Annotated in this window: 22 protein-coding genes; 4 read left to right on the forward strand and 18 right to left on the reverse strand. The window is 71.0% G+C overall.

All coding sequences use genetic code 11. The features are described 5' to 3' along the window. Positions 1–24: 24 nt before the first annotated feature. Both K2224_RS23900 and K2224_RS23905 read right to left on the reverse strand, forming a co-directional pair. Positions 25–2,625 carry an ABC transporter permease/substrate binding protein gene (locus tag K2224_RS23900; RefSeq protein WP_221908555.1) on the reverse strand — a complete coding sequence of 867 codons (2,601 nt, stop codon included), beginning with the start codon at positions 2,623–2,625 and terminating at the stop codon, positions 25–27. Next, on the reverse strand, positions 2,618–3,817 hold the full coding sequence (locus tag K2224_RS23905) for a glycine betaine/L-proline ABC transporter ATP-binding protein (protein ID WP_221908556.1): 1,200 nt from the start codon (positions 3,815–3,817) through the stop codon (positions 2,618–2,620). The genes K2224_RS23900 and K2224_RS23905 overlap by 8 nt, the downstream gene beginning before the upstream one ends. 228 nt (positions 3,818–4,045) lie before the next feature. Here K2224_RS23905 and K2224_RS23910 point away from each other — a divergent pair, with 228 nt between their 5' ends. The 3 genes from K2224_RS23910 to K2224_RS23920 all read left to right on the forward strand — a co-directional run bounded on the left by K2224_RS23910 (position 4,046) and on the right by K2224_RS23920 (position 7,511). After that, positions 4,046–4,960, forward strand: coding sequence for a 5'-3' exonuclease (locus K2224_RS23910; protein ID WP_221909898.1), 915 nt, complete (start codon positions 4,046–4,048; stop codon positions 4,958–4,960). Between the two features lie 76 nt (positions 4,961–5,036). Beyond that, positions 5,037–5,888: a siderophore-interacting protein gene (locus K2224_RS23915; protein WP_221908557.1), complete on the forward strand. Its 852-nt coding sequence runs from the start codon at positions 5,037–5,039 to the stop codon at positions 5,886–5,888. A gap of 462 nt (positions 5,889–6,350) precedes the next feature. Further along, the gene (locus tag K2224_RS23920) at positions 6,351–7,511 is read left to right on the forward strand and encodes an LLM class flavin-dependent oxidoreductase (protein ID WP_221908558.1); all 1,161 of its coding nucleotides are present in this window, start codon (positions 6,351–6,353) and stop codon (positions 7,509–7,511) included. A gap of 72 nt (positions 7,512–7,583) precedes the next feature. Here K2224_RS23920 and K2224_RS23925 read toward each other — a convergent pair whose 3' ends face one another. The 11 genes from K2224_RS23925 to K2224_RS23975 form a co-directional block, all read right to left on the reverse strand. Beyond that, positions 7,584–10,400 carry an RNA helicase gene (locus K2224_RS23925; RefSeq protein WP_221908559.1) on the reverse strand — a complete coding sequence of 939 codons (2,817 nt, stop codon included), beginning with the start codon at positions 10,398–10,400 and terminating at the stop codon, positions 7,584–7,586. A gap of 196 nt (positions 10,401–10,596) precedes the next feature. Then, positions 10,597–11,541: a twin-arginine translocase subunit TatC gene (gene tatC, locus K2224_RS23930; RefSeq protein ID WP_221908560.1), complete on the reverse strand. Its 945-nt coding sequence runs from the start codon at positions 11,539–11,541 to the stop codon at positions 10,597–10,599. Positions 11,542–11,603: 62 nt separating this feature from the next. Then, the gene (gene tatA, locus K2224_RS23935) at positions 11,604–11,900 is read right to left on the reverse strand and encodes a Sec-independent protein translocase subunit TatA (RefSeq protein ID WP_221908561.1); all 297 of its coding nucleotides are present in this window, start codon (positions 11,898–11,900) and stop codon (positions 11,604–11,606) included. 205 nt (positions 11,901–12,105) lie between these two features. After that, a complete protein-coding gene (locus K2224_RS23940) occupies positions 12,106–12,315 on the reverse strand; it encodes a hypothetical protein (RefSeq protein WP_221908562.1) in 210 nt (69 codons plus the stop codon). A gap of 74 nt (positions 12,316–12,389) precedes the next feature. After that, complete coding sequence (locus K2224_RS23945) at positions 12,390–12,638, reverse strand: hypothetical protein (RefSeq protein ID WP_260692978.1); 249 nt, start codon at positions 12,636–12,638, stop codon at positions 12,390–12,392. 72 nt (positions 12,639–12,710) lie between these two features. Then, entirely contained in the window at positions 12,711–13,661 is a 951-nt protein-coding gene (locus tag K2224_RS23950) for a YafY family protein (protein WP_221908564.1), read from the reverse strand. 14 nt (positions 13,662–13,675) lie between these two features. Further along, a complete protein-coding gene (locus K2224_RS23955; protein WP_221908565.1) occupies positions 13,676–14,686 on the reverse strand; it encodes a YafY family protein in 1,011 nt (336 codons plus the stop codon). 113 nt (positions 14,687–14,799) lie between these two features. Continuing rightward, positions 14,800–15,174 (reverse strand): FKBP-type peptidyl-prolyl cis-trans isomerase, encoded by a 375-nt coding sequence (locus K2224_RS23960; protein ID WP_221908566.1) that lies wholly within the window; start codon positions 15,172–15,174, stop codon positions 14,800–14,802. A gap of 68 nt (positions 15,175–15,242) precedes the next feature. Further along, positions 15,243–16,259: an FKBP-type peptidyl-prolyl cis-trans isomerase gene (locus tag K2224_RS23965; protein ID WP_221908567.1), complete on the reverse strand. Its 1,017-nt coding sequence runs from the start codon at positions 16,257–16,259 to the stop codon at positions 15,243–15,245. Between the two features lie 154 nt (positions 16,260–16,413). Beyond that, positions 16,414–17,775: a Pup--protein ligase gene (gene pafA / locus K2224_RS23970; protein WP_221908568.1), complete on the reverse strand. Its 1,362-nt coding sequence runs from the start codon at positions 17,773–17,775 to the stop codon at positions 16,414–16,416. 9 nt (positions 17,776–17,784) lie between these two features. Beyond that, positions 17,785–19,044 (reverse strand): MFS transporter, encoded by a 1,260-nt coding sequence (locus K2224_RS23975; RefSeq protein ID WP_221908569.1) that lies wholly within the window; start codon positions 19,042–19,044, stop codon positions 17,785–17,787. 124 nt (positions 19,045–19,168) lie between these two features. Here K2224_RS23975 and K2224_RS23980 point away from each other — a divergent pair, with 124 nt between their 5' ends. Beyond that, entirely contained in the window at positions 19,169–20,269 is a 1,101-nt protein-coding gene (locus K2224_RS23980; protein WP_221908570.1) for a LacI family DNA-binding transcriptional regulator, read from the forward strand. 54 nt (positions 20,270–20,323) lie between these two features. On the opposite strand, the gene prcA is transcribed toward K2224_RS23980, so the two are convergent. From prcA to dop, 5 genes are all read right to left on the reverse strand, one after another. Next, a complete protein-coding gene (prcA, locus tag K2224_RS23985; RefSeq protein ID WP_221908571.1) occupies positions 20,324–21,199 on the reverse strand; it encodes a proteasome subunit alpha in 876 nt (291 codons plus the stop codon). Positions 21,200–21,268: 69 nt separating this feature from the next. Further along, on the reverse strand, positions 21,269–22,114 hold the full coding sequence (gene prcB, locus K2224_RS23990; protein ID WP_221908572.1) for a proteasome subunit beta: 846 nt from the start codon (positions 22,112–22,114) through the stop codon (positions 21,269–21,271). Beyond that, positions 22,096–22,617: an endonuclease VII domain-containing protein gene (locus tag K2224_RS23995; RefSeq protein WP_221908573.1), complete on the reverse strand. Its 522-nt coding sequence runs from the start codon at positions 22,615–22,617 to the stop codon at positions 22,096–22,098. Before K2224_RS23995 ends, prcB begins: the two co-directional genes overlap by 19 nt. 76 nt (positions 22,618–22,693) lie before the next feature. Beyond that, positions 22,694–22,912 carry a ubiquitin-like protein Pup gene (locus tag K2224_RS24000; protein WP_221908574.1) on the reverse strand — a complete coding sequence of 73 codons (219 nt, stop codon included), beginning with the start codon at positions 22,910–22,912 and terminating at the stop codon, positions 22,694–22,696. Between the two features lie 188 nt (positions 22,913–23,100). Next, positions 23,101–24,612 (reverse strand): depupylase/deamidase Dop, encoded by a 1,512-nt coding sequence (gene dop, locus K2224_RS24005; RefSeq protein ID WP_221908575.1) that lies wholly within the window; start codon positions 24,610–24,612, stop codon positions 23,101–23,103. Positions 24,613–24,663: the final 51 nt, after the last annotated feature.

Raw genomic sequence — 24,663 nt, forward strand, 5'->3', positions numbered from 1 at the left:
GTCAGGTGGCCGCCCGGCGCCGGACTACTTCACCGGCGCCATCTTGTCCACGATGCCCGGGTGGTCGTCGATCCACTTCTCGACGCCCTTGTCCTCGTTGCCCTTTCCGGCGTCCTGGATGTCCTTCTCCAGGCTGCCGAGCTCGTCGGGGGTCATCTTCCAGTTCTTCAGCCAGCCGTGGAACTCCGGGAACTTCTTCGGGAAGCTCTTGTTGCCGAGCGTCTTGATCTGGTTGTTGGCGCCCCAGGTGCCCTTGGGGTCGGCGAGCTTGGTGAGCTGGTACTTGCTGTACGCCCAGTGCGGCGACCACAGGACGACCGCGATCGGCTCCTTCTTGTGGTACGCCCGGTCCAGCTCGGCGAGCATCGCGCTGGTGCCGGCCGAGGTGACCTCGAAGTCCGACAGGCCGTAGGCGGGCAGCACGGTGCTCTTCAGGCGCTGCATCTCACCGGTGCCCGGCTCGATGCCGACGATCCTGCCCTTGAACTCGTCCTTGTGGGCCCGCAGATCGTCCATGGACTTGACGTCCTTGACGTACGACGGGACGGCGATCTCCAGCGAGGTCTTGTCGTACCAGGCGCCGACGTCGGTGAGGTCGTTCTGGTACTTGTCCCAGTACTGCTTCTGGGCGACCGGCAGCCAGGCGTCGGTCTCCACGTCGATCTGGCCGCTGGACAGGCCGGTCCACATCGGCCCGATGTCGAGGTTGCGCAGGTTGGGGTGGTAGCCGCGCTTCTCCAGGACGTTCTTCCACAGGTAGGCGGTGGCGATGCCCTCGTCCCACGCCGGGTAGCCGATGCCGGGTGCCTTGCCGGCGTCCGCGCCCTTGGCGTAGGTGGCGTGCGCGGACGGGGCGATCTTCTCGACGAGACCGGGGTGCTGCTTCAGCCAGCTGCGCACGCCGTCCTGCTCGTGGCCCTCACCGGCCGACTTGATGGCGTTCTCCAGGCTGGTGAGCTGCTTCTCGTCCAGGTGGAAGTTCTTCATCCACCTGGCGACCTCGGGCATGTCCTCGGCGAAGCCCTTGCGGCCCAGCATGTGCAGGCCGTCGCCGGAACCGAAGGCGCCCTTGGGGTCCTTGAGCTTGGTGAGCTGGTACTTGTCGTACGCCCAGTGCGGGGACCACAGCGTGACCGCGATCGGCTTCTTCTGGTGGACGGCGCGGTCCAGCTCGCTCAACATGGAGGCGGTGCTGGACTCCTGCACCTGGTAGTCGCCGGTCAGGCCGTACTCCGGCAGCACCTTGTCCTTGAGGATCTTCATCTCGCCGGCGCCCGGCTCGATGCCGGTGATCCTGCCGCCGAACTCGGCGCTCTTCCCCTTGAGATCGTCGAGCGTGTGGACGTCCTTGACGTACGACGGGACGGCGATCTCCAGCGAGGTCTTGTCGTACCAGGTGCCGAGGTCCTCCAGCTTGTCCTTGTACTTCTTCCAGTACTCGGCGTGGGTGACCGGCAGCCAGGCGTTGGTCTGGACGTCGATGTCGCCGCGGGCCTGCCCGGCGAAGAGCGGGCCGGCCTCCAGGGCCTGGGCCTTGGGCTTGTAGCCGCGCTCCTCCAGGATCTCCTTCCAGAGGTAGGTGGTGGCCTTGCCCTCGTCCCAGTTGACGTAGCCCAGGGTGATCGGCTTGCCGTTGCCGCCGCCGGAGCCGCTGCCGCCGTTGTCCATGAAGCGCATCCCGCCGGCCAGCAGCGCCAGGACGACGATGCCGACCATGGCCACCGAGGTCGCCGGCCGCCAGTGCAGGAACTTCCAACGTCCCAGCGCCGCCTGCGCCTTGGCCAACGCCCGCCGGCCGAGCGGCGAGACCCGCTGGTTGAGCGCGCCGGTCATCCGGTCCAGGTACATCGCGAGGATGACCACGGCGAGGCCGGCCTCGGCGCCCAGCGCGACGTTGACCGAGCTGATGGCGTTGTAGACGGACGCGCCGAGGCCGCCGCCGCCGACCATGCCGGCGATCACGACCATGGACAGCGCGAGCATGATGACCTGGTTGACACCGGCCATGATCGTGGGCAGCGCCAGCGGCAGTTGGACCCGCAGCAGGGTGCGCCGCGGGTGGGTGCCGAACGCCTCGGCCGCCTCGACGAGTTCCTCGTCCACCTGCCGGATGCCCAGCTCGGTCATCCGCACCGCGGGCGGCATCGAGAAGACGATGGTGGCGACGATGCCGGGGACGACACCGAGGCCGAAGAAGAGGATGCCGGGGATGAGGTAGACCATCGCCGGCATGGTCTGCATCAGGTCCAGGACCGGGCGCAGGATGCCGCCGACGATCCGGCTGCGGGCCGCCCAGATGCCCAGCGGCACCGCGACCACGACGGTGATCAGGCAGGCCACCAGCACCAGCGAGAGCGACTCGATGGTCGGGCTCCACTGCTCGATGGAGTCGATCAGCGCGAAGCCGAGGAAGGTGAGCACCGCGGCCGGCAGCCCGCGCAGCCACCAGGCGAGCACCGCCAGGATGCCGGCCAGGAGCAGCGGTTGGGGGGCCGCGAGGACGGTGTGGATGGCGTTGTAGAGGCCGTTCAGGACGGTGGTGAGGAGGTTGAACAGCCAGTCGAGGTTGTCCCGCAGCCAGTTGACGGCGTCGTTCGCCCAGCTGCCTATCTGGATCCTAGGCATCGGCGGCCACCGTCCCCTCGGTCCGACCATGGGGCGCGGCGTCAGCCGCTCCGGTGGAGCCGGTGCTCGCACCGGAGGATGCCGGGCCCGACGGGGGCGGCACCGCGCCGGCCTGCGCCGCCGGCCGGCCCGGCTCCCCCAGCACGGCGAGCAGCCGCTCCGCGGTGACCGCGCCGGCCAGTTCGCCGCCCTCGTCGGTCACCGCGACCGGTACGGAGCTGGCCGAGCAGGCGCCGAACAGCTCCACGAGCGGGGTCCCGGTGCCGACGGTGGCGGGCGCGGCGGCCCGGAACTCGGCGGCGGTGGTGAGCTTCGCACCGTCCGGACCGGTCATCCCGAGCACGGTGCCGACCTCGGCCATCACCGCGCCGGCCGTCAGCACCCGGCTGCGATCGACGTCCTGGATGAAGGAGGCGACGTAGTCGTTGGCGGGCCGTACCAGGATGTCCTCGGCGCTGCCGGTCTGGACGATCCGGCCGTCGCGCATCACCGCGATCCGGTCGCCGAGCCGCATCGCCTCGTTGAGGTCGTGGGTGATGAAGACGATGGTCTTCTTCAGCGTCTTCTGCAGCTCCAGCAGCTGGTCCTGCATGTCGCGGCGGATCAGCGGGTCGAGCGCGCTGAACGACTCGTCCATCAGCAGCAGATCGGCGTCGGTGGCCAGCGCGCGGGCCAGCCCGACCCGCTGCTGCATACCGCCGGACAGCTCGTCCGGCCAGGACTTCTCCCAGCCCTTGAGCCCGGCGAGCTCCAGCGCCTGGGTCGCACGCTGCTCCCGCTCGGCGCGCGGCACGCCCTGGACCTCCAGGCCGTAGGCGGCGTTCTCCAGCACGCTGCGGTGCGGGAAGAGCGCGAAGTGCTGGAAGACCATGGAGATCTTCCGGGAGCGGACGGCGCGCAGCTCCTTGTCGCTGAGCGAGGTGAGGTCCTGGCCGTCGAAGCGGACGGTGCCCGAGGTCGGCTCCAGCAGCCCGTTCAGCATGCGCAGCAGCGTGGACTTGCCGGATCCGGACAGACCCATGACGACGAAGATCTGGCCCTCGTCCACCTCGATGGAGGCGTCGATCACCGCGGCGGTGGCGCCTTCGGCCCGCAGTTCGTCCCGGCTCGCGCCGGCCTGGAGTCGGTGGACGGCGTCCTCGGGTCGTCTGCCGAACACCTTGAAGAGGTGCTCGGCTTGCAGCCTGGACACATATACCTCTCTTGTCGCACGAGAAACGACCTGCCGCCCCCGCTGGCAGGTCGTGGTGCGGGACGAGTTCGGCTCGTCTTCACCGGCCGCCCGTTGCACAGCGCAGCCGGGTCCGCTCCGGCTGCGCGCCTGCCCGGGTTCATCAGGCTCAAACACATCGGTGATTCACCTCACAACGAAGGCACGTTTGGGGCATACGGCATCATGCGGGGTGTGACTCGACGCCTGATGCTCCTCGACACCGCCTCCCTCTACTTCCGCGCCTACTTCGGGGTACCGGAATCGGTCAGAGCCCCGGACGGCACCCCGGTGAACGCGGTGCGCGGCCTGCTGGACTTCGTCGCCCGGCTCGTCCAGGACCACCACCCCGACGACCTCGTCGCCTGTATGGACTTCGACTGGCGCCCCCAGTGGCGGGTCGACCTGATCCCCTCCTACAAGGCACACCGGGTCGCCGAGGAGGCCCCCGCCGGCTCGACCGCTCCCGACGAGGAAGAGATCCCGGACACCCTCTCCCCGCAGGTCCCGGTGATCGAGGAGGTGCTGGACGCGCTGGGCATCGCCCGGATCGGCGCCGCGGGCTACGAGGCCGACGACGTCATCGGCACCCTGACCGCGCGGGCCAAGGGGCCGGTCGACATCGTCACCGGCGACCGCGACCTCTTCCAGCTCGTCGACGACGCCCGCGGCATCCGCGTGCTCTATCCGCTCAAGGGCGTCGGCACCCTCCAACTCACCGACGGGGCGCTGCTGCGCGAGAAGTACGGCGTGGACGGCCCGGGGTACGCGGATCTGGCGCTGCTGCGCGGCGACCCCAGCGACGGCCTGCCGGGCGTCCCGGGCATCGGCGAGAAGACCGCCGCCAAGCTGCTGGACGCCTACGGCGACCTGGCCGGCGTCGTGGCCGCCGCCCAGGACCCGGCCTCGCGGATCACCCCGGCGCAGCGCAAACGGATCGTCGAGGCGGGCCCCTATCTGGCCGTCGCCCCGAAGGTCGTCCGGGTGGCGACCGACGTACCGGTCCCGGACGTCGACCTCGCCCTGCCGGACGAGCCGGCCGACCCCGAGCGGCTGGAGGCGCTGGCCGCCCGGTGGGGCCTGGGTGGCGCATTGCAGCGGTTGCTGATCACTCTCGCCCGATGACCTGTTAGGTTAGGTATACCTAAGCGGCGGCGCGGCCACGGGGCGCGCCGCCCTCGACCGCGTCAGGGGAGACACCGTGGCAGCAGAGCGACCGGCCCGCAGCACGCCCACACTGCACCGCGCCCGGGTGCGGCGCACCGAGCGTCTCACCCCGCACATGATGCGCGTCGTCCTGGGCGGCGAGGGACTGGCCGCGTTCGACACCGGCCCGTACACCGACCACTACGTCAAACTCGTCTTCCCGCTGCCGCACATCGGCTACCCCGAGCCGTTCGACATGGGGCGCATCCGGGCCGAGCTGCCGCGCGACCAGTGGCCCCGGACCCGCACCTACACCGTGCGCGCCTGGGACCCCGAGGCGCGCGAGCTGACCGTGGACTTCGTCGTGCACGGCGACACCGGGCTGGCCGGGCCGTGGGCGCTGGCCGCGCGGCCGGGCGACGAGATCATGTTCCTCGGCCCCGGCGGCGCCTACGCCCCGGACCCGACGGCCGACTGGCACCTGCTCGCCGGCGACGAGAGTGCCCTGCCGGCCCTCGCCGCCGCACTGGAGCGGATGCCGGCGGACGCCGTGGTGCACGCCTTCATCGAGGTCGCCGGCCCCGAGGAGCGGCAGGAGCTGACCGTGCCGCCCGGCGCGCAGATCACCTGGCTGTACCGCGACACCGCCCCGGTCGGCCGCGAACTGGTCGCCGCCGTACGGGCGTTGGACTTCCCCGCCGGCCGCGTCCACGCCTTCGTGCACGGCGAGGCGGGCTTCGTCAAGGAGCTGCGCCGGCTGCTCCGGATCGAGCACGCCGTCCCCCGCGAGGCACTGTCGATCTCCGGCTACTGGCGCACCGGCCACGACGAGGACGGCTGGCAGGCCGGCAAGCGCGCCTGGAACCAGCAGGTCGAGGCCGAACAGGAGCCCGCGACGGCCGCCTGACCCACCCCGCCGGCCCTGAGGGCGGCGCGGCTCACGACGAGCCCGCGCCGCCCTTCTCCGCACCCGCGTCGGCACCGCGGTCTCCTTCTCGCCGGCACCCACGCCGGCCCGCTCTCCGCCGGCCGCGGGGTGATCCCCCCTTGGCGCCACGCCACCACGCCACCACGCCAAAGGATCGGCCCCGCCAGGGACTTGCCTTCCCGAGCAATGGTTGACGGCGCATGGATCCGCCTGTTCCACTGGCTGCATGCGACCTCGGCAACGGCTGGTCACCCGGGACCACATCGACTTCGGTCGCGTGTGGTCCGCCTCCTGTTGCCTCTGACGTCCCGGTGCCGCGCCGGGCGCCCCGCCCCGCGCGCACCCGCATGCCCCCTCTGCACCGGCATTCCCCGGCAGACCGCATGCGCTCGCATGCCCTCCCACGCATGATCGACGAGACCGGAAGACGAGGCCGCACCCATGCCTGTCGAGTTCCTCGGCATAGCCGCCACCCATGACGGTTCCGAAGTCACCCCCCGCTCCGGCGCCTCCTTCGAGGCGGACTACACCCGCCGACTCGCCCGCGCCCACGAGGACCACGGCTGGGACCGGGTCCTGTTCGCCTACGGCTCCGGCTCCCCCGATCCCTCCCCGGCCGCCGCCTACGTCGCCGCCCACACCGAGCGGCTCCAACTCCTGGTGGCACACCGCCCCAACGTCTCCTACCCGACGTTCGCCGCCAAGACCTTCGCCACGCTGGACCGGATCAGCGACGGCCGGCTCGCGGTGCACTTCATCACCGGCGGCAACGACCACGAGCAGCGCCGCGAGGGCGACACCCTCACCAAGGACGAGCGCTACGCCCGCACCCGCGAGTACATCCAGATCGTCAAGAAGGTCTGGACGCGCCACGAGCCCTTCGACCACGAGGGCGCGCACTACGCCTTCCAGGACTTCGTCTCCGACACCTTCCCCCTCCAGCAGCCGCACCCACTGGTGTCGTTCGGCGGCTCGTCGCCGGCGGCGTACACGGCGGGCGGCGCCGAGGCGGACATCTACTGCCTGTGGGGCGAGCCGCTGGCGCAGACCGCCGAGCAGATCGCCTCGGTCAGGGCGGCGGCCGCGGCGGCCGGCCGCACCGACGTGCCCAGGATCCAGGTCGCCTTCCGGCCGATCATCGCGCCCACCGAGGAGCTGGCCTGGGAGAAGGCGCACCACACCCTGGCCCGGATCAGGGCCCGCAAGGCGGGCGGCACGCTCAGCCGCCGACACCCGCTGACACAACCTCAGAATGCTGGCTCGCAGCGGCTGTTGGCGGTGGCGGCGCAGAGCGAACGGCACGACCGCGCGCTGTGGACGCCGACCGCCGCGGAGACCGGCGGCGCCGGCAACTCCACCGCCCTGGTCGGCACGCCGGAGACCGTCGCCCAGGCGCTGCTGGACTACTACGACCTTGGTGTGACCATCCTCTCCGCGCGCGGCTACGACCTGCTCGACGACGCCATCGACTTCGGCCGGCAGGTCATCCCGCTCGTCCGCGAGGAGGTCGCCAAGCGCGACGCCGAGCGTACTGCCGGGTCCGATGCCGAGCGGCACACCGAGAACGGCACCGACCGGGCGGCGGCCCGCGCGGCGTCCTGATCACCCCCGCCACGACATGCGCCGGGCCGCGCCGCCGGAACCTCCCGTTCCGACGGCGCGGCCCGGCGGCCGTCACCCCACCGACGAGTACGCCACGACCCCGCGCAGCACGCCGTCCATCGCCTTGCGGGCGGACCGGGCCACCGTGCCGTCGGCCGGTGCCGCCGCGGCGATCTGCCCGAGGACGTCGACCAGTTGCTTGCACCAGCGGACGAAGTCGCCGGCCGGCATGTCCGCCTCGCCCAGCACCTCGTCGAGGCCGGCGCCGGAGGCCCAGCGGTACGCGGCCCAGGCGAAGCCCAGATCGGGCTCGCGCTGGCCGACGCCCTCGGCCTGGCTGATCCGGTGCTCCTCCTCCAGGGCGTCCAGCCGGCCCCAGATGCGCACCATCTCCGCGAGGGCGTCCCGCGCCCGGCCGGCCGGCAGCTTGGGCGCCACCGCGTCGTCCGCCTGCCGCGCCTCGTAGACCAGCGCCGAGGCGCAGGCCGCCAACTCGGCGGGGCCGAGGCCCTCCCAGATGCCGTCCCGCAGGCACTCGCTGGCCAGCAGGTCCAACTCGCCGTAGAGCCGGGCCAGTCGGCGGCCCTCGTCGGTGACGGTGTCGCCTTCGAGGTAGTCCAGCTCCGTCAGCAGCGCGCAGATCCGGTCGAAGGTGCGCGCGATGGTGTTCGTCCGGCCCTCGATCCGGCGCTCCAGCTGGCGGGTGTCCCGCAGCAGCCGGTGGTAGCGCTCCGCCCAGCGGGCGTGGTCCTCCCGCTCGTCGCACCCATGGCAGGGGTGGGAGCGGATCTCCTTGCGCAGCCGGGCGATCTCGCGGTCGTCGGCCGCCTCCGCACGGGGCTTGCGGTGCCGCGAGGGCACCAGATGGCCGGCCTTGGTGCGCAGCGCGGACGCCAGATCACGGCGCGACTGCGGGCTGCGGGCGTTGAACGAACGCGGGATGCGCATCCGGTCCAGGGCCGCCACCGGCACCGGGAAGTCGATCGAACCGAGCCGCTTGACCTGCCGCTCGGCGGTGAGCACCAGCGGCCGCGGGCCGTCATGGGCCTCCATGCCACGGTGGCCGTCGGTCCGCCCGGAGGGCATGCCGGGATCGAGCACCAGCGCCAGCCCGGCGTACTTCCCCGTCGGCACATGGATGACGTCGCCCGGCCGGAGCTTCTCCAGCGCCGCCGCGGCCGCCGACCGCCGCTGGACCGCGCCCTGCCGGGCGAGATCGGTCTCACGGTCCTTCAACTCCCGCCGCAGCCGGGAGTATTCCTCGAAGTCGCCGAGGTGGCAGACCATCGCCTCGCGGTAGCCGCTCAGGCCCTCCTCGTTGCGCTGCACCTGGCGGGTGATGCCGACCACCGACTTGTCGGCCTGGAACTGCGCGAACGACATCTCCAGCAGCTCCCGCGAACGGTGCCGCCCGAACTGCGAGACGAGGTTGACGGCCATGTTGTACGACGGCTTGAAGGAGGAGCGCAGCGGATAGGTACGGGTCCCGGCGAGGCCGGCCAGCGCGCCCGGGTTCATCCCGCGCTGCCACAGCACCACCGCATGGCCCTCGACGTCGATCCCGCGCCGCCCGGCCCGGCCGGTCAGCTGGGTGTACTCGCCGGGGGTGATGTCGGCGTGCTGCTCGCCGTTCCACTTGACGAGCTTCTCCAGCACCACCGACCGCGCCGGCATGTTGATGCCCAGCGCCAGCGTCTCGGTCGCGAAGACGGCCTTCACCAGGCCCTTGACGAACAGCTCCTCGACGACCTCCTTGAAGGTCGGCAGCATCCCGGCGTGGTGCGCCGCGATGCCCCGCTCCAGGCCCTCCAGCCACTCGAAGTAGCCGAGCACATGCAGGTCGTCGTCCGGGATGCCGGCCGTCCGGGCCTCGACTATCCGACGGACCTTCTCGCGGGCCTCCGCGTCGTTGAGCCGCAGGCCGGAGTACAGGCACTGCTGGACGGCCGCCTCGCAACCGGCCCGGCTGAAGATGAAGGTGATCGCCGGCAGCAGCCCTTCGTTGTCCAACCGCTCGATCACCTCGGGCCGGCTCGGTGTCCAGATCCGGGCGCGCTGCCGCCGCTCCCGCTCGCGATCGGCCTCGCGCATCGCCCGGCCGCGCCGCTTGTCCCGGCCGAACGTCGGCCGGCTGTTCTCCATCCGCGCCAGCCGCTCCAGGTCGGGATTGACCTCGCGGCGGCCGCCGGCGGCGCCGTCCCGCTCCTCGAAGAGGTCGTAGATCCGGCGGCCGGCGAGCACGTGCTGCCACAGCGGGACCGGGCGGTGCTCGGAGACGATCACTGAGGTGTCGCCGCGGACGGTGTCCAGCCAGTCGCCGAACTCCTCGGCGTTGGAGACCGTCGCCGACAGGGACACCAGCGTCACGGAGTCCGGGAGGTGGATGATCACCTCTTCCCAGACGGCACCGCGGAACCGGTCGGAGAGGTAGTGCACCTCGTCCATCACCACGTAGCCCAGGCCGGCCAGCGACTGCGAGCCGGCATAGAGCATGTTCCGCAGGACCTCGGTGGTCATCACGACCACCGGGGCCTCGCCGTTGACACTGTTGTCGCCGGTCAGCAGGCCGACCTTCTCGGGGCCGTAGCGCTTGACCAGGTCCTGGAACTTCTGGTTGGACAACGCCTTGATGGGCGTGGTGTAGAAGCATTTTCGGCCCTGCTCCAGGGCCAGGTGGACGGCGAACTCGCCGACGATCGTCTTGCCGGATCCGGTGGGAGCGGCGACCAGCACACCCTTGCCCGCCTCCAGGGCCTGGCACGCCTCGATCTGGTACGGGTCCAGCTCGAAGTCGTACAGCTCCCGGAACGGCGCGAGTGCGGTGGCCTGCTCCGCCGCGCGGATTTTCGCGGCGGCATAGCGCTCAGCAGGGGACATGTCCTCGGTCATCGTGCTTACGAGCCTACCGGCCACCTCTGACATCGACCGGATCTTTATGGCGGCCCTTTACCCACCGCCGGCGCCCGGCGACACCTCCCCCGCCCCTCGCCCGCATATGGCGCGGCCCCCGGCTCACAGAGCACGGGGGCCACGAAATCCGGTCCGCGGTACGTCACTTCACGTGACCCCGCGACTACCCGTCACCTCATGTGACGTCGTCGTAACCGCGGCGGCCGCCCTCGGCGCCCTCCCCGCCGGACTGCTCCGGCAGCATCCGGCTCGGCGCGACCGGCTCGATCGCGTCGACCTCGGACGGGGTCAGGTCGAGCTCGGACGCCTCGTCGTCGGCCAGCGCCCGGTCGGGGTTGGCACGCTGGCGCCGGCGGTCGTTGAAGAGACAGATGCCCACGGCGCCGAAGTACAGCAGCACGATCGGCGCGGCCAGCAGCGACATGGTCAGCGGGTCACCGGTCGGGGTGGCCACCGCCGCGAAGATCGTGATCCCCATGACCATGAACCGCCACCAGCTCAGCACCCGCTTGCCGGTGAGCACACCGCCGAGATTCAGCAGCACCAGGAGCAGCGGCAGCTCGAAGGAGAAGCCGAAGACCAGCACCATGCGCGTGACGATGTCGAAGAAGTCGTCGGCCGGGAAGAGGTTGGACCAGTCGCTGGGAGTCAGCCCCACCAGGGCACCGGCGGTGGTCGGCAGCACCGCGTAGGCGAGGTAGGCACCGCCGAGGAAGAGCGGCACGCCGGCGCCCACGAAGCCCAGCGCGTACTTCTTCTCGTGCCGGTGCAGACCGGGCGCGAGGAACGCCCAGAGCTGGTAGAGCCACAGCGGGCTGGCGGCGACCAGGCCCACCGTCAGCGACAGCTTGAGCATGATGGTGAACGGCGCGATGAAGCCGTTCGCGACGATCTGCGCGCAGGGGTGGGGATGCCCGCCGCCCTCCGGGCAGCCGACGGCCGCGATGGTCGGCCCCGTGATGAAGTGCGCGATCGGCTCGTACTTCCACATGGCGACGGCCGTGACCACGAGGATCGCCAATACCGATTTCAGCAGCCGGTTGCGCAGCTCACGCAGATGCGCCGCGAGGGGCATCCGCCCCTCGGGGTCCTTCTGCTGATTGCGGGCAGACTTGAGCAACCCACTTCCTCGTCTCGTACGTCAGCCGCACCGACGGCGTCGGCGCGGCCGGATCGGCTCGGTCAGCTCTGGGTGGTGCGGTTCGGCTCGGCCACGGGGCGCGAGCTGGCCACGTCACCGGGCGCAGCCTGAATCGTACGAGGCGCCTGCTGGGCGGCGTCGGCAGGAGCCTGCGCCGCGCCGCCGTCGGCCGCACGCTCCGCCTCGCTCTCCTTCTTCATCGCCTTGGCCTCGCTCTTGAGGATGCGAGCCGACTTGCCGAGCGAACGCGCCATGTCCGGAAGCTTCTTCGCGCCGAACAGCAGAAAGATCACGGCGATGATCAGCAGAATCTCGGGGAGCCTCAGGTTGGCTAGCATGTGCGACTACCTTCTCGCCGGGGCGGCGTCTCCTGTGGTGCCTGCCGATGGGGTCGGACTGGCGTCCTGGTGGTCCCTCGATCGTAACGTCCGGCGGTGAACGTCCGGCAATCCCCGTGCATCCTGTGGATTGCCCGCGCCGCCTCATCGTTCGAACCGTTGGGCAGCCTACCTTCCGGACGACCCCGACAGCGGGGTGCCGCCCTCAGGTCCGGTCGCGTGCCACGTCGTGGAGCCGCGCCGCGAGCGGCACCGCGGACCGCTCCAGATCCTCCGTCGCCCGCTGGATCCGCGCGGTCGCCGTGCCCACCTCCCGGGCCAGCCGCCGTACCTCCGCGAAGACGCGGACGGCGAGGACGCCGAGGACGGCGATCCCCAGGAAACCGAGGGCGACAGCGAGCATGGGCCAGAACATGGGACGAGCCTATCGGGCGGGACCGCCCGCCCCGGAGGGCCCGGCGGCGGCGCGGTACACGGCCCGGCCGCCGGTCAGCCGATGTGCAGCCGCAGCGTGCGCACCCCGCCGCCGGTCAGCAGCTCCACGATCCGCTCCCCGGCCGGCTTGCGCACCGCGCGCCCGCAGTCGGGACAGGTGAAGGAGTAGAAGGTGGTGCGACGGCTGGCGCCGATGGCCAGCCGGAAGGCGTCGGAGGCCAGCTCGAAGCGCCCCCGGCACTCCGGGCAGGCCGCCTTGAAGAGCACCGGAGCGGCCATGTCCGCCAGAGTGGTCGTCGCCATCGTGGTCGTCATCCTTCGCTGCCTTCTCCTACGGTCATCGGTGCGCCGGCCCGCCTCCCGGGCGGGCCGGTCTCACTCGCCGTACGCCGCGAGCGCCTGCCGGGCGGCCTCCCGGGCACTCGCCGCCAGCGCCGGCGGCGACACGATCCGGCCGTCCCCGCCCAGCCGCAGCCCCAGCCGCCGCAGCGACGCCGGATCGGGCGTGCGCAGCGTGATCCGCAGGCCCCCGTCGGGGAGTTCCTCGGCGCTGTCGTGCGGGTAGTACTCGGCGACCCAGCGCCCGCCGGGCCCCACCTCGACGGCGACCTCGGGGTCCTCGGCCGCCGGCTGCACCAACCCCTCGGAGAGATCGCGCAGCTCGACCGGCGGCGGGTCGGCGGGCGCGTCCAGCAGCCTGATCTCGGCGACCCGGTCGAGCCGGAAGGTGCGCCGGGCCTCGGAGAGCCGGCACCACGCCTCCATATAGGTGTGGCCGACGGCGAAGAGCCGGATCGGGTCCACCTCGCGCTCGGTCAGCTCGTCGCGGGCCGGCGAGTAGTAACGCAGCCACAGCCGGCGCCGCTCGGCGATGGCGCGGTCCACGTCGGCGAACACCCCGCCCTCGGACTCGAAGGTCACCGACAGCCGGGAGCTGGCCCCGGCCGCCTCCCCGGCCGCCGCCTCCAGCTTGGCGGTGGCCCGCAGCAGCGCCTGCCGGTCGCCCTCGCGCAGCCCCGGCAGGGTCGCCACCGCACGGGCCGCGACCAGCAGCGCGGTGGCCTCGTCGGCGGCCAGCCGCAGCGGCTCGGCGACGTCGTCGGGGTTGTGCCACCAGATCCGGTCGCCGTCGGTGTCGATGTCCATCAGATCGCCGCCGCGGAAGCTCGTCCCGCACATCGGCAGCACGTCGAGGTCGGCGATCAGCTCGTCCTCGGTGATGCCGAAGGCGCGGGCGACGTCCTCGACGCGCGCGCCGGGACGCTCGCGCAGATACGTCACCAGCGACAGCATCCGGCGGGTCTGGTCGATCGCGTTCGCAGCCATGTTCCGTGCCCCTCTCAGCCCTTGGCCACCGCGCGCAGCCGGTCGACGACCTCGGCCCGCAGCTCCGCCGGCTCCAGCACGACCACGTCCGGCCCGAACTCCACCAGCCAGGCGTCGAGTCCGTGCCCGTAGGGGATCTCCAGCTCGTCCCAGTCGCCGTCCAGCTCGCGGACGGCCAGCGCGCGGGCCCGCAGCGGATAGCCGTGACCGGTGCGGAGCCTGATCCGCGCGGTGCCGGTGGCGGTCTCCCCCGCCCAGCGCTCGACGGTCTCCCGCACGGTGACGTGGTCGGGCACCGCAACGGTGAACTTCCCCTGCCGGGAACGGACCTTGCCGGTGATCCGGGAGAGCCGGAAGACCCGCTCCGCGCCGCGGTCCCGGTCCCAGCCGGCGACGTACCAGTGGCCGCGCCAGCACTCCAGGATCCAGGGCTCGACATGGCGCGGCTCGGGGTGGGCGGCGTTGGACTTGCGGTAGTCGAAGACGACCGGGCGGCGGTCCCGGCACGCCAGCATCAGGGGTTCGAAGGCCGCCTCGTGGGTGGGGATACGGGGCTCCAGCGCGCTGTGCGGCTGCCCCGCGTCCGGCTCGTCGGGCTCCCCGGCGAGCGGCATCCCGGCCGCCCGCAGCTTCTGCAGCGCGCCGCTGGCCGCGCCGGCCAGCCGGGCCTGCTGCCAGACCTTGGCGGCCAGTCCGAGGGCCGCGGACTCCTCGGCGTCCAGGGTGATCGGGGGCAGGCGGTTGCTGTCCCGGCGGGCCAGATAGCCGACCTCGCCGTCGATGCCGTCCACGGTCTCGATGACCAGGCCCAGCTCGCGCAGGTCGTCCTTGTCCCGCTCGAACATCCGGTTGAAGGCGTCGTCACCGGCCGTGCCGCCCGGCCCGAAGGCGGTCCCCGCGCCCGGCCCAAAACCCTCGACGTAGGCCTCGATCGACGACCGCAGCTCGTGCTTGGTCAGCGGGCGTCGCGTCCCCAGCAGGCACAGCGCCAGATTCATCAGCCGCTCGGCCTTGGCAATCGCCATCGACGCCCTTTCTCGTTGGCTCCCAACGGGTGACCGTACCGCCCTGGGTGCGTCCGGCAAAAGCGGAGGGTCCGTGCCGGCCGGCACGGACCCTCCCGGTGTCGTACGAGGTCTCAGACGGAGACCAGGTCGCACACGAAGATCAGCGACTCGTTGGGCGCGATCCGGCCACCGCCGGCGCCGCGCTCGCCGTAGGCGAGGTGCGGCGGGATGGTCAGCCGGCGCCGGCCGCCCACCTTCATGCCCTGCACACCCTGGTCCCAACCCGCGATGACCTGGCCGGCGCCCAGCTGGAACTGGAGCGGCTTGCCGCGGTTCCAGCTCGCGTCGAACTCCTCACCGGTGCTGAAGGAGACGCCGACGTAGTGCACGGAGACCATGTCCCCGGCCTTGGCGACCGGCCCGTCGCCCTCCCACAGGTCCACGATCTCCAGGTCGGTGGGGACCGGGCCCTCGGGGAAGTCGATCTCGGGCTTGTCGATGCTCACGAATGTGCTCCTACTTGCGAATCTTTTCGATTACCGGGCCAGTCTTGCAGATCCCGCGGACCGCCCGGTCAGACCGTGCCGACGATGTCGACCACGAAGACCAGGGTGTTCTTCGCCAGCTCGTGCTGCGGGCTGGCGCCGTAACCCAGCTTCGGCGGGATCACGATCTCCACCCGATCCCCGACGTGCTTGCCCACCAGCGCCTGGTCCCAGCCCTGGACGACCTGCCCGGTGCCGATCTGGAAGGCCGTCGCACCGCCGTGGTCCCACGACGAGTCGAACTTCTTCCCGTCCTCCCACTTCACCCCGGTGTACTGGGCGATCAGACCGTCACCGGCCTTCACCTCCGGGCCCTTGCCCTTGATCAGCACCTGCTGCTCCAGGTCGGTGGGCGCCTTCTCCCCCTTGGGGACGGTGATCTCGGCGGCCTTGTCGTCCGCGGCCTTCACCTCCGGCATACCGTCCTCCGGCGCCGCCTGGGTGCCCTCGGCCTTCGCCTTCTTGTCCACCTTCTTCGCGCCGACCACGTCGACCACCCAGACCAGGCCGTCCTCCGGCTTGATCCCCGACTGCGGGTTGAGGCCCTCGCCGATCAGCGCCTTGGCGGTGCCCTCGACCTCGAACCGGCCGCCGACCTTCTGCCCGGCCGCGGCCGTCAGCACCTTCGGCGGCAGCATCTGCTGCGTCATCTGGTCGGTGACCTCGGTGACGACCTGGGTACGCGGCGCACCCGGCTTCGCGCCGGGCTGCGGCGTCCAGCTGCTGCCGAGGTTCTGGCCCTTCATGGTCTGCGCGGAGAAGTCCAGCCGGACCAGATCGCCCTTGTTCACGACCGCGCCCTTGCCCTCGACCAGGGTCTTGGTGACGGCCTTGTCCGCCGGCTTGGCGTCCTTGGGCACGGAGATCGTCGGCTTCGCACCGGGCGTGCCCGTCACCTTGACCACCGCCTCGTCGGAGGTCTTGCCGTCGTCGGACCCGCAGGCGGCGGTGAGGAGCAGAACGGGCACCGCCAGCGCGGCAGCGGCGGCACGGCGGGTGTGCGTGGCGAAGGGGCGGACGAAGCGCCCCCCGGGAGAATTCAGCATCTGTCCAACTCGGGCTCGTGGGGAAGGTGGGCAATGCCCGCCACTCTACGACCTGTCGCCATGGCCGCCTCCGGTGAACACAGCGGCCCGCCACGACACGACGATGCGCCGAGAGCATTCACGCTCCCGGCGCATCCGCCCGCATTCCGGACGCTCACATCCCGGCGATCAACTTCTCCACCCGGTCGTCGACGGAACGGAACGGGTCCTTGCACAGGACCGTCCGCTGCGCCTGGTCGTTCAACTTCAGATGCACCCAGTCGACCGTGAAATCACGGCGCTGTTCCTGGGCCCGACGAATGAAGTCCCCACGCAGCCGCGCACGCGTGGTCTGCGGCGGCACCGACTTGCCCTCGAAGATCTTCAAGTCGTTGCAGATCCGCGCCGCTTGCCCCTTCCGCTCCAGGAGGTAATAAAGCCCCCGACGGCGGTGGATGTCGTGATACGCGAGGTCTATCTGCGCCACCCGCGGATGGGACATGCTGATGTTGTTCTTCGTGCGGTACCGCTCGATGAGCTGATGTTTCATCACCCAGTCGATCTCGGTCGCGATCCGGTCCAGTTCCTGGTCCCGAACGGCTTCCAGAGTACGGCCCCACAACTCCAGGACACGCTCGACGGTACCGGTGCGGATTCCGCGGCGATCGCAGAAATCGACGGCCTTTTCGTAGTATTCCTGCTGCACTTCGAGCGCCGACGCCTCACGCCCGCTGGCCAGCCGCACCTTGCGCTGACCGGTGGTGTCATGACTCACCTCACGGATCGCCCGGATCGGGTTCTCCAGCGTCAGATCGCGCATGACGGTGCCCGCCTCGATCATCCGCAGCACCAGGTCGGTGGCCCCGACCTTGAGCATCATCGTGGTCTCGGACATGTTGGAGTCGCCGACGATGACGTGCAGCCGGCGGTAGCGCTCGGCGTCCGCGTGCGGTTCGTCCCGGGTGTTGATGATCGGCCGGGACCGGGTGGTCGCCGAGGAGACGCCCTCCCAGATGTGCTCGGCGCGCTGACTGACGCAGTAGACCGCGCCGCGCGGCGTCTGCAGCACCTTGCCGGCACCGCACAGCAGCTGCCGGGTGACCAGGAACGGAATGAGGATGTCCGCGAGCCGGGAGAACTCACCGTGCCGGGCCACGAGATAGTTCTCATGGCAGCCGTAGGAGTTTCCCGCCGAATCGGTGTTGTTCTTGAAGAGATAGACGTCGCCCGCGATTCCCTCCTCGTGCAGGCGGCGTTCGGCGTCGACGAGCAGACCTTCGAGAATGCGTTCGCCGGCCTTGTCGTGGGTGACCAGCTCGGTCACGTTGTCGCACTCGGGAGTTGCGTATTCCGGGTGTGATCCCACGTCCAAGTACAGGCGCGCGCCGTTCCGCAGGAAGACATTGCTGCTGCGGCCCCATGACACGACACGGCGGAAGAGGTACCGCGCCACTTCGTCAGGCGACAGTCGGCGCTGTCCCCTGAACGTGCACGTGACGCCGTACTCGTTCTCCAGCCCGAAAATGCGGCGGTCCATGACTGAACATTACGCCTGATGGCCTGCTCTGAAACCGGGTTCGACAGCCCCGTTTCGATCATTTTCCGCCCGGACCGCGCCCACGGCGGGCTGCACCGGATCCCCGAGCAATCGCTTCATCGACAAAAGCACCAGCAGAGCGGCCACTCCGGAGGCGCCCGCGACCGCGAACCCCGCGGCCGGTCCACCGACCTCCAGCGCCGGCCCGGCCACCGAGGCCCCCACCGCCGAACCGACCCCGAACGTCGTCACCAGCCACGAGAACGCCTCCGTCACCGTCCCCGTCGGCGCATGACGGTCCACCACCACGAACGCGCAGGCCAGCGCCGGCGCCAGGAACACCCCGGCGAGCCCGCTGAGCACCGTCATCCCGACCACCCCCGGCACCAGGAACAGCGGCAGATAACCCAGGGCCAGCAGCGCGACGAGCAGCCGCAGCCGGGTCTCCGGACGCCCCGGCCACTGCCGGGCCCCGTAGACCAGACCGCCGGCCAACGCGCCCACACCGAGCGCGGAGAGCAGACAACTGGAGACCATGCCGCCGCCGTGCCCGTCGGCATAGCCGACCGCGGCCACCCCGATCGACCCCAGCGCCAGCCCGACGAAGAAGAACGCGCCGATCAGCACCAGCATCCCGGCCGACCGCAACGCGCCCAACCAGTGCGCCTCCCGGGGCGCACTGCGCCACTCCCGCGACGGCGCGGAGACCACGACCGAGAGCGCGCCCAGCACCCCGATCGCGTTGACCACCAGCAGCGCCGCCCCGGGCGACCAGGCCGCCACGCACAGCGTCACCAGCAACGGCCCGACGGCGAACATGACTTCCTGCGCCACCGCGTCCAGCGCGTACGCGGCATGCACCCGGTCCGCCCGCCGGAGCACCACCGGCCACAGCGCCCGCAGCCCGCCCTCCAGCGGCGGCGTGAACAACCCGGCGACCGCCACGGCCAGACAGGCGGCCCACCGCGGTGCCACCCCGACGACGACCAGCAGCGCCATGCCCAGCGCGGAGACCACCGAGGCGGGCAGCATCACCCGGGGCTGCCCGTGGACGTCCACCGCGCGGCCCAGCAGCGGCTGGCCGAGGGCGGTGCAGACGCCGTAGACCGCGGAGAGCGCGCCGGCCAGGGCGTAACTGCCGCCCTGGGCGCGGACGAAGAGGACCAGCGCCAGCGGCGCGGTGGCGTTCGGCAACCTGCCGACCAGGGTCCCGGTCAGCAGCCGGGCGGCATACCGGGTCCTGAGCAAATCCGCATATCCCGCAGCCACGGCTGCCCCTCTCCGCCCGGTCCCACACTGGAAGTGTTACGTATAACGTCCGGCGTCATACGTACCATGGCGGCAACCCGCGGGTCCACCCCCGCAGCACCGGCCCCAAGGAGTGACGCACCCGGTGACCAGCCACGAGGCCGCCGCGGCCGCTGTCCCACCGTCCCCGCAGGACACCCCCGGCCGGCCCCCCGCCCGGGTCACCAGCCGGGACGTCGCCCGCGCCGCCGGCGTCTCGCAGGCCGCGGTCTCCCTGGTCCTGGGCGAGAAGTGGCGCGGCCGGGTCTCCCCCGGCAAGGCGGACGCGGTCCGCGCCGCCGCCCGCGAGCTGGGCTACCGCCCCAACCTCGCCGCCCGCAGCCTGCGCACCGGCCGCACCCGCACCGCCCTGCTCGTGGTCCCCGCCCTCACCACCGAGTTCTTCGCACGCGTCTACACCGGAGCCGCCCGGATCGCCGCCGACCACGACTTCGGCGTGGTCCTCTACCCCTCCCCCGAGGGCATCGGCCCGGCCCGCGACCCGTTCGCCTCCGCCTCCGCCGCCCTCGACGGCGTCATCGCCTCCTCCATGGCGGCCGACGCCCTCACCGCCCTGCGCCCCGCCGGACTCCCGCTGGTCATGCTCGACAGCGACCCCGCCGACACGACCGCCTCGGCCACCGTGAACCTCGACATCGCCGACGGTGTACGGCAGTTGGCCGCCCACCTCACCGGCCTCGGCCACCGCCGGATCACCCACCTCGCGGCCGACGTCGACTCCTGGACCTTCGCCGTCCGCGCCCGCACCCTCGCCGACGCCCTGGCCGGCGTCCCGGACGTCGAGCTGCGCCGCGTCCCCACCGCACTGGGCGTCGACGCCGGACTCCGCGCCGCGCACACCGCGCTGACCGCCCCCGGCCCCCGCCCCACCGCCCTGCTCTGCGACGACGACATCATCGCCGCCGGCGCCTGCAAGGCCGTCCGCCGCCTCGGCCTGCGGATCCCCGAGGACATCTCGGTCACCGGCTACGACGACCTGGCCCTCGCGGTCGCCGTGGAACCGGAACTGACGACCGTCCGGCTCCCCGCCGAGGAGTTCGGCGAGGCCGGACTCCGGGCCCTGATGGCCGTCCTGGACGGCGCCCCGGCCGACGCGGCCACCCTCCCCGTCACCCTCGTCCCACGCGGCTCCACGGCACCGCCGCCGGACGCCCCGCACAACACCGCGCGCCCCGGCGGGAGTTGACCCACCGGGGCGCGCGATCCGGGCCCGGGGCCCGGAAACGGAGTACCGCGATCGTCAGTCGTCCGCGGAGCCGGACTCCGGCTCACCGGCGTCCGCGTCCGCCGCACCCGAGCCGCTCTTCCCCGCGGCCGTGCCCTTGCCGGCACCCTTGCCGTTCCCACCCGCCGCGGAGGCACCCGAGGACTCCCCCGCATCCGCCGCGGGCGCGCCCTTCTCCCCCTCGGCAGCGGCCTGCTCCTCCAGCAGCCGGGACAGCTGACGCCCCAGGATCCGCTTGAACTTCCGCTTCTGCGGGCGGGTGCGGTCCAGCACCGCGACCTCGAGCTGCTCGGCGGTCAGCGTCCGCTCACCGCCGTTGGTGTCCCGGGCGAGCGAGTCGACCGCCAGCCGCAACGCCTCCGCCAGGCTCATCCCGTCCCGGTGTCGCTGATCGAGATAGCTGCTGATCTGGTCGGCGTTGCCGCCCACCGCGACCGAACCGTGCTCGTCCACGATGGAACCGTCGTGCGGCAGCCGGTAGATCTGGTCGTCCTCGGGGGCGTTGCCGACCTCGGCGACGATCAGCTCGACCTCGTACGGCTTCTCGGCCGCGCTGGAGAAGATCGTGCCGAGCGTCTGGGCGTAGACGTTGGCCAGCCCGCGGGCGGTCACGTCCTCCCGGTCATAGGTGTAACCGCGCAGATCGGCGTAACGGACGCCGCCGATCCGGAGGTTCTCGAACTCGTTGTACTTGCCGACCGCCGCGAAGGCGATCCGGTCGTAGATCTCGCTGACCTTGTGCAGGGCCCGGGAGGGATTCTCGGCGACGAAGAGCACGCCGTCGGTGTATTGCAGCACCACGACGCTGCGGCCGCGCGCGATGCCCTTGCGGGCGTACTCGGCACGGTCGGCCATGGCCTGCTGGGGTGAGACATAGAACGGCGTCGACACCGGCTATCCGTCCCTTCCTGTCAAAAGCTCTCTCGCTGTCTGGGGGCTCACCGCAAATCATCCGTCCCGTCAGAGCAGCGCGGCACGCGGGCCGTCGGGCTGGTCGAGGCGGCGCTCGTGCACCGCGCGGGCGATCTCCGAGACCTCGGCCTCGGTCAGCTTCTTGAAGCCCTCTTCGGTGATCACCGTGACGATCGGGTAGATCCGCCGCGCCATGTCCGGCCCGCCGGTCGCCGAGTCGTCGTCGGCGGCGTCGTAGAGCGACTGGACGACGGCGGTGGCGGCCTGTTGCTCCGTGAAGTCCTCCCGGAACAGCTTCTTCAGCGCACTGCGCGCGAAGACCGAGCCGGAGCCCGTGGCCGCGAATCCGTGCTCCTCCGAACGCCCGCCGGTGACGTCGTAGGAGAAGATCCGGCCCTTCTCGCGGTCGAGGTCGTAGCCGGCGAACAGCGGCACCACGGCGAGGCCCTGCATGGCCATCCCGAGGTTGCCGCGGATCATCGTCGAGAGCCGGTTCGCCTTGCCCTCCAGGGAGAGTTGGGCCCCCTCGACCTTCTCGAAGTGCTCCAGCTCCAGCTGGAACAGCTTGACCATCTCGATGGCGAGGCCGGCGGTACCGGCGACGCCGACCGCGCTGTACTCGTCCGCCGGGAAGATCTTCTCCATGTCGCGCTGGGCGATGACGTTGCCCATCGTCGCCCGGCGGTCACCGGCGAGCACCGCACCGCCGGGGAACGAGACCGCCACGATCGTCGTGCCGTGCGGGGCCTCGAAGGCGCCCTGCACGGTCGGCAGCGGGCGCTTGCCCGGCAGCAGCTCGGGCGAGTGCTCACTGAGAAAGTCCATGAACGAGGACGATCCGGGCGTCAGGAAGGCAGCCGGTAGACGCCCGGTGCTCAGAGGGTTGGCTTCCACGAGTTTCCTTCCAGGTATGCGATGGCTCGCCGTATGACGTCGGGGCGCTCCTTGAACTGTCCTAGGGCTGCATTGCAGCCGAAGCACAGTACGCCACGGACTCTACCCGTCTGGTGGCAGTGATCCACATGCTCCGCTGGAGCGGCCAGACAAATGCAACACAGACCCTGCTGCTTCGCGATCAGTGCTTCCAATTCGGCTGGCGTGAGGCCGTACTTGCGCCGGAAATAACTCTCGCGATTGCGTTCCGCCCGGCATGAGCGACAGTAACTCGCCCAGCCATCCGACGACGATTTGTTGCGTTCCCACTGATCGTGCGACTTCACTTCACGACATTGCGGACACCGCTTGTACCCCCGAGGCACGGGCGCCTTCTCGCGCACCGTCCGCCCCTTGGCGATCTGGCGCTGCCGGTAGTACTCCGCAGAGCACTCCCGGCAGTACGCCTGCAAGCCGTCGCTCATCGCCTTGTTGGACGCGAAGCCCGCTCGTGTCTTGTGCATACGACATCGCGAGCACCGCTTCGCCCCTGCCTCTCTATCCACCAGCCCCCCGATCCCCTTCGAATCGAAGGGGAATCTACTCTCCACCCTTCTGAACGAACGACCTCACGAAATCCTCAGCGTTCTCTTCGAGCACATCATCGATTTCATCCAGGACGGAGTCCACGTCGTCGTTCAGCTTCTCCTGGCGTTCCTTGAGGTCCTCCGAGACCTGCGCGTCCTGGGTCTGCTCCTCGACCTCTTCGGTCGACCGGGTGGCCCGCTGCTGTCCGCCGCCGCTGTCCTTGGTCGCCATATCCCTCACCCCGCTCGGTTTGCCCCGCTCGATGTGACCTTCAAGATCCGACCCTACAAGCAGGGTCCGACATCGGCCCTGCACTTGCTGCAACGCCCGGGAGTCACCTCGATGATTCCCGCGGCGCGGCCTTTTCAGCCGTCGATCAGCCGTGGATCACGACGGAATTGCCATGAACCTGCCCCGTTTCAGCGCCCGGACAACGTCCTGACCAGCTCTTCTGCCGTCCGGCAGCGGTCCAGCAGCTCCTTCACGTGCTTCCGGGTCCCGCGCAGCGGCTCCAGCGTGGGCACTCGTTGCAGAGAGTCACGGCCGGGCAGGTCGAAGATGACCGAATCCCACGAGGCGGCGGCCACGTCGTCGGCGTACTGCTCCAGGCAGCGGCCGCGGAAGTAGGCCCTGGTGTCCTCCGGAGGCTTCAGCTCGGCCCGTTCCACCGCGGCCTCGTCCAGCAGCCGCTTCATCCTGCCGCGGGCCACCAGGCGGTTGTAGAGGCCCTTCTCGGCGCGTACGTCGGCGTACTGGAGGTCGATGAGGTGCAGCCGCGCGGCGTCCCAGTCCAGGCCGTCACGGCGGCGGTAGCCCTCCATCAGCTCCCGCTTGGCGACCCAGTCCAGCTCGCCGGACAGGCTCATCGGGTCGTTCTCCAGCCGGCCCAGCACGTCCTCCCAGCGGGCGAGCACGTCCCGGGTCTGCTCGTCGGCGTCGGCGCCGTAGCGGTCCTCGACGTACTTGCGGGCGAGCTCGAAGTACTCCATCTGGAGCTGCACCGCGGTCAGCGTGCGCCCGCTGCGGAGGGTGATCAGGTGGCGCAGCGAGGGGTCGTGGGAGACCTGGTGGAGGGTGCGTACGGGCTGGTCGACGGCGAGGTCGACGGCGATGAAGCCGTCCTCGATCATGGACAGCACCAGCGCGGTGGTGCCCAGCTTGAGGTACGTGGAGATCTCGGAGAGGTTGGCGTCGCCGATGATCACGTGCAGCCGGCGGTACTTCTCGGCGTCGGCGTGCGGTTCGTCGCGGGTGTTGATGATGGGCCGCTTGAGGGTCGTCTCCAGGCCCACCTCCACCTCGAAGTAGTCGGCGCGCTGGCTGATCTGAAAGCCGTGCTCGTGGCCGTCCTGGCCGATGCCGACGCGTCCGGCGCCGGTGACGACCTGCCGGGAGACGAAGAACGGCGTCAGGTGGCGCACGATGTCCGAGAACGGGGTCTCCCGTTTCATCAGGTAGTTCTCGTGCGTCCCGTAGGAGGCGCCCTTGTTGTCGGTGTTGTTCTTGTAGAGGTGGATGGGCTGGGCGCCGGGGACCTGGGCGGCGCGCTCGGCGGCCTCGGCCATGATCCGTTCGCCGGCCTTGTCCCAGAGGACGGCGTCCCTCGGATTGGTGACCTCGGGGGCGCTGTACTCGGGGTGGGCGTGGTCGACGTAGAGCCTGGCCCCGTTGGTGAGGATGACGTTGGCCAGGCCGATGTCCTCGTCGGTGAGCTGGCTGGAGTCGGCGGCCTCGCGGGCGAGGTCGAAGCCGCGGGCGTCCCGCAGCGGGTTCTCCTCCTCGAAGTCCCAGCGGGCACGTCGTGCCCGGTGCATCGCGGCCGCGTAGGCGTTGACGACCTGGGACGAGGTGAGCATGGCATTGGCGTTCGGGTGGCCGGGGACGGAGATCCCGTACTCCGTCTCGATTCCCATTACTCGCCGTACGGTCATGCGGCCCTCCTTGCCCGGCGGCGCCCCAGGGTGGGGCGGGCGCTCCTCAAC

Source organism: Streptomyces sp. BHT-5-2 (assembly GCF_019774615.1).
In the GTDB taxonomy this organism is placed as follows: domain Bacteria; phylum Actinomycetota; class Actinomycetes; order Streptomycetales; family Streptomycetaceae; genus Streptomyces.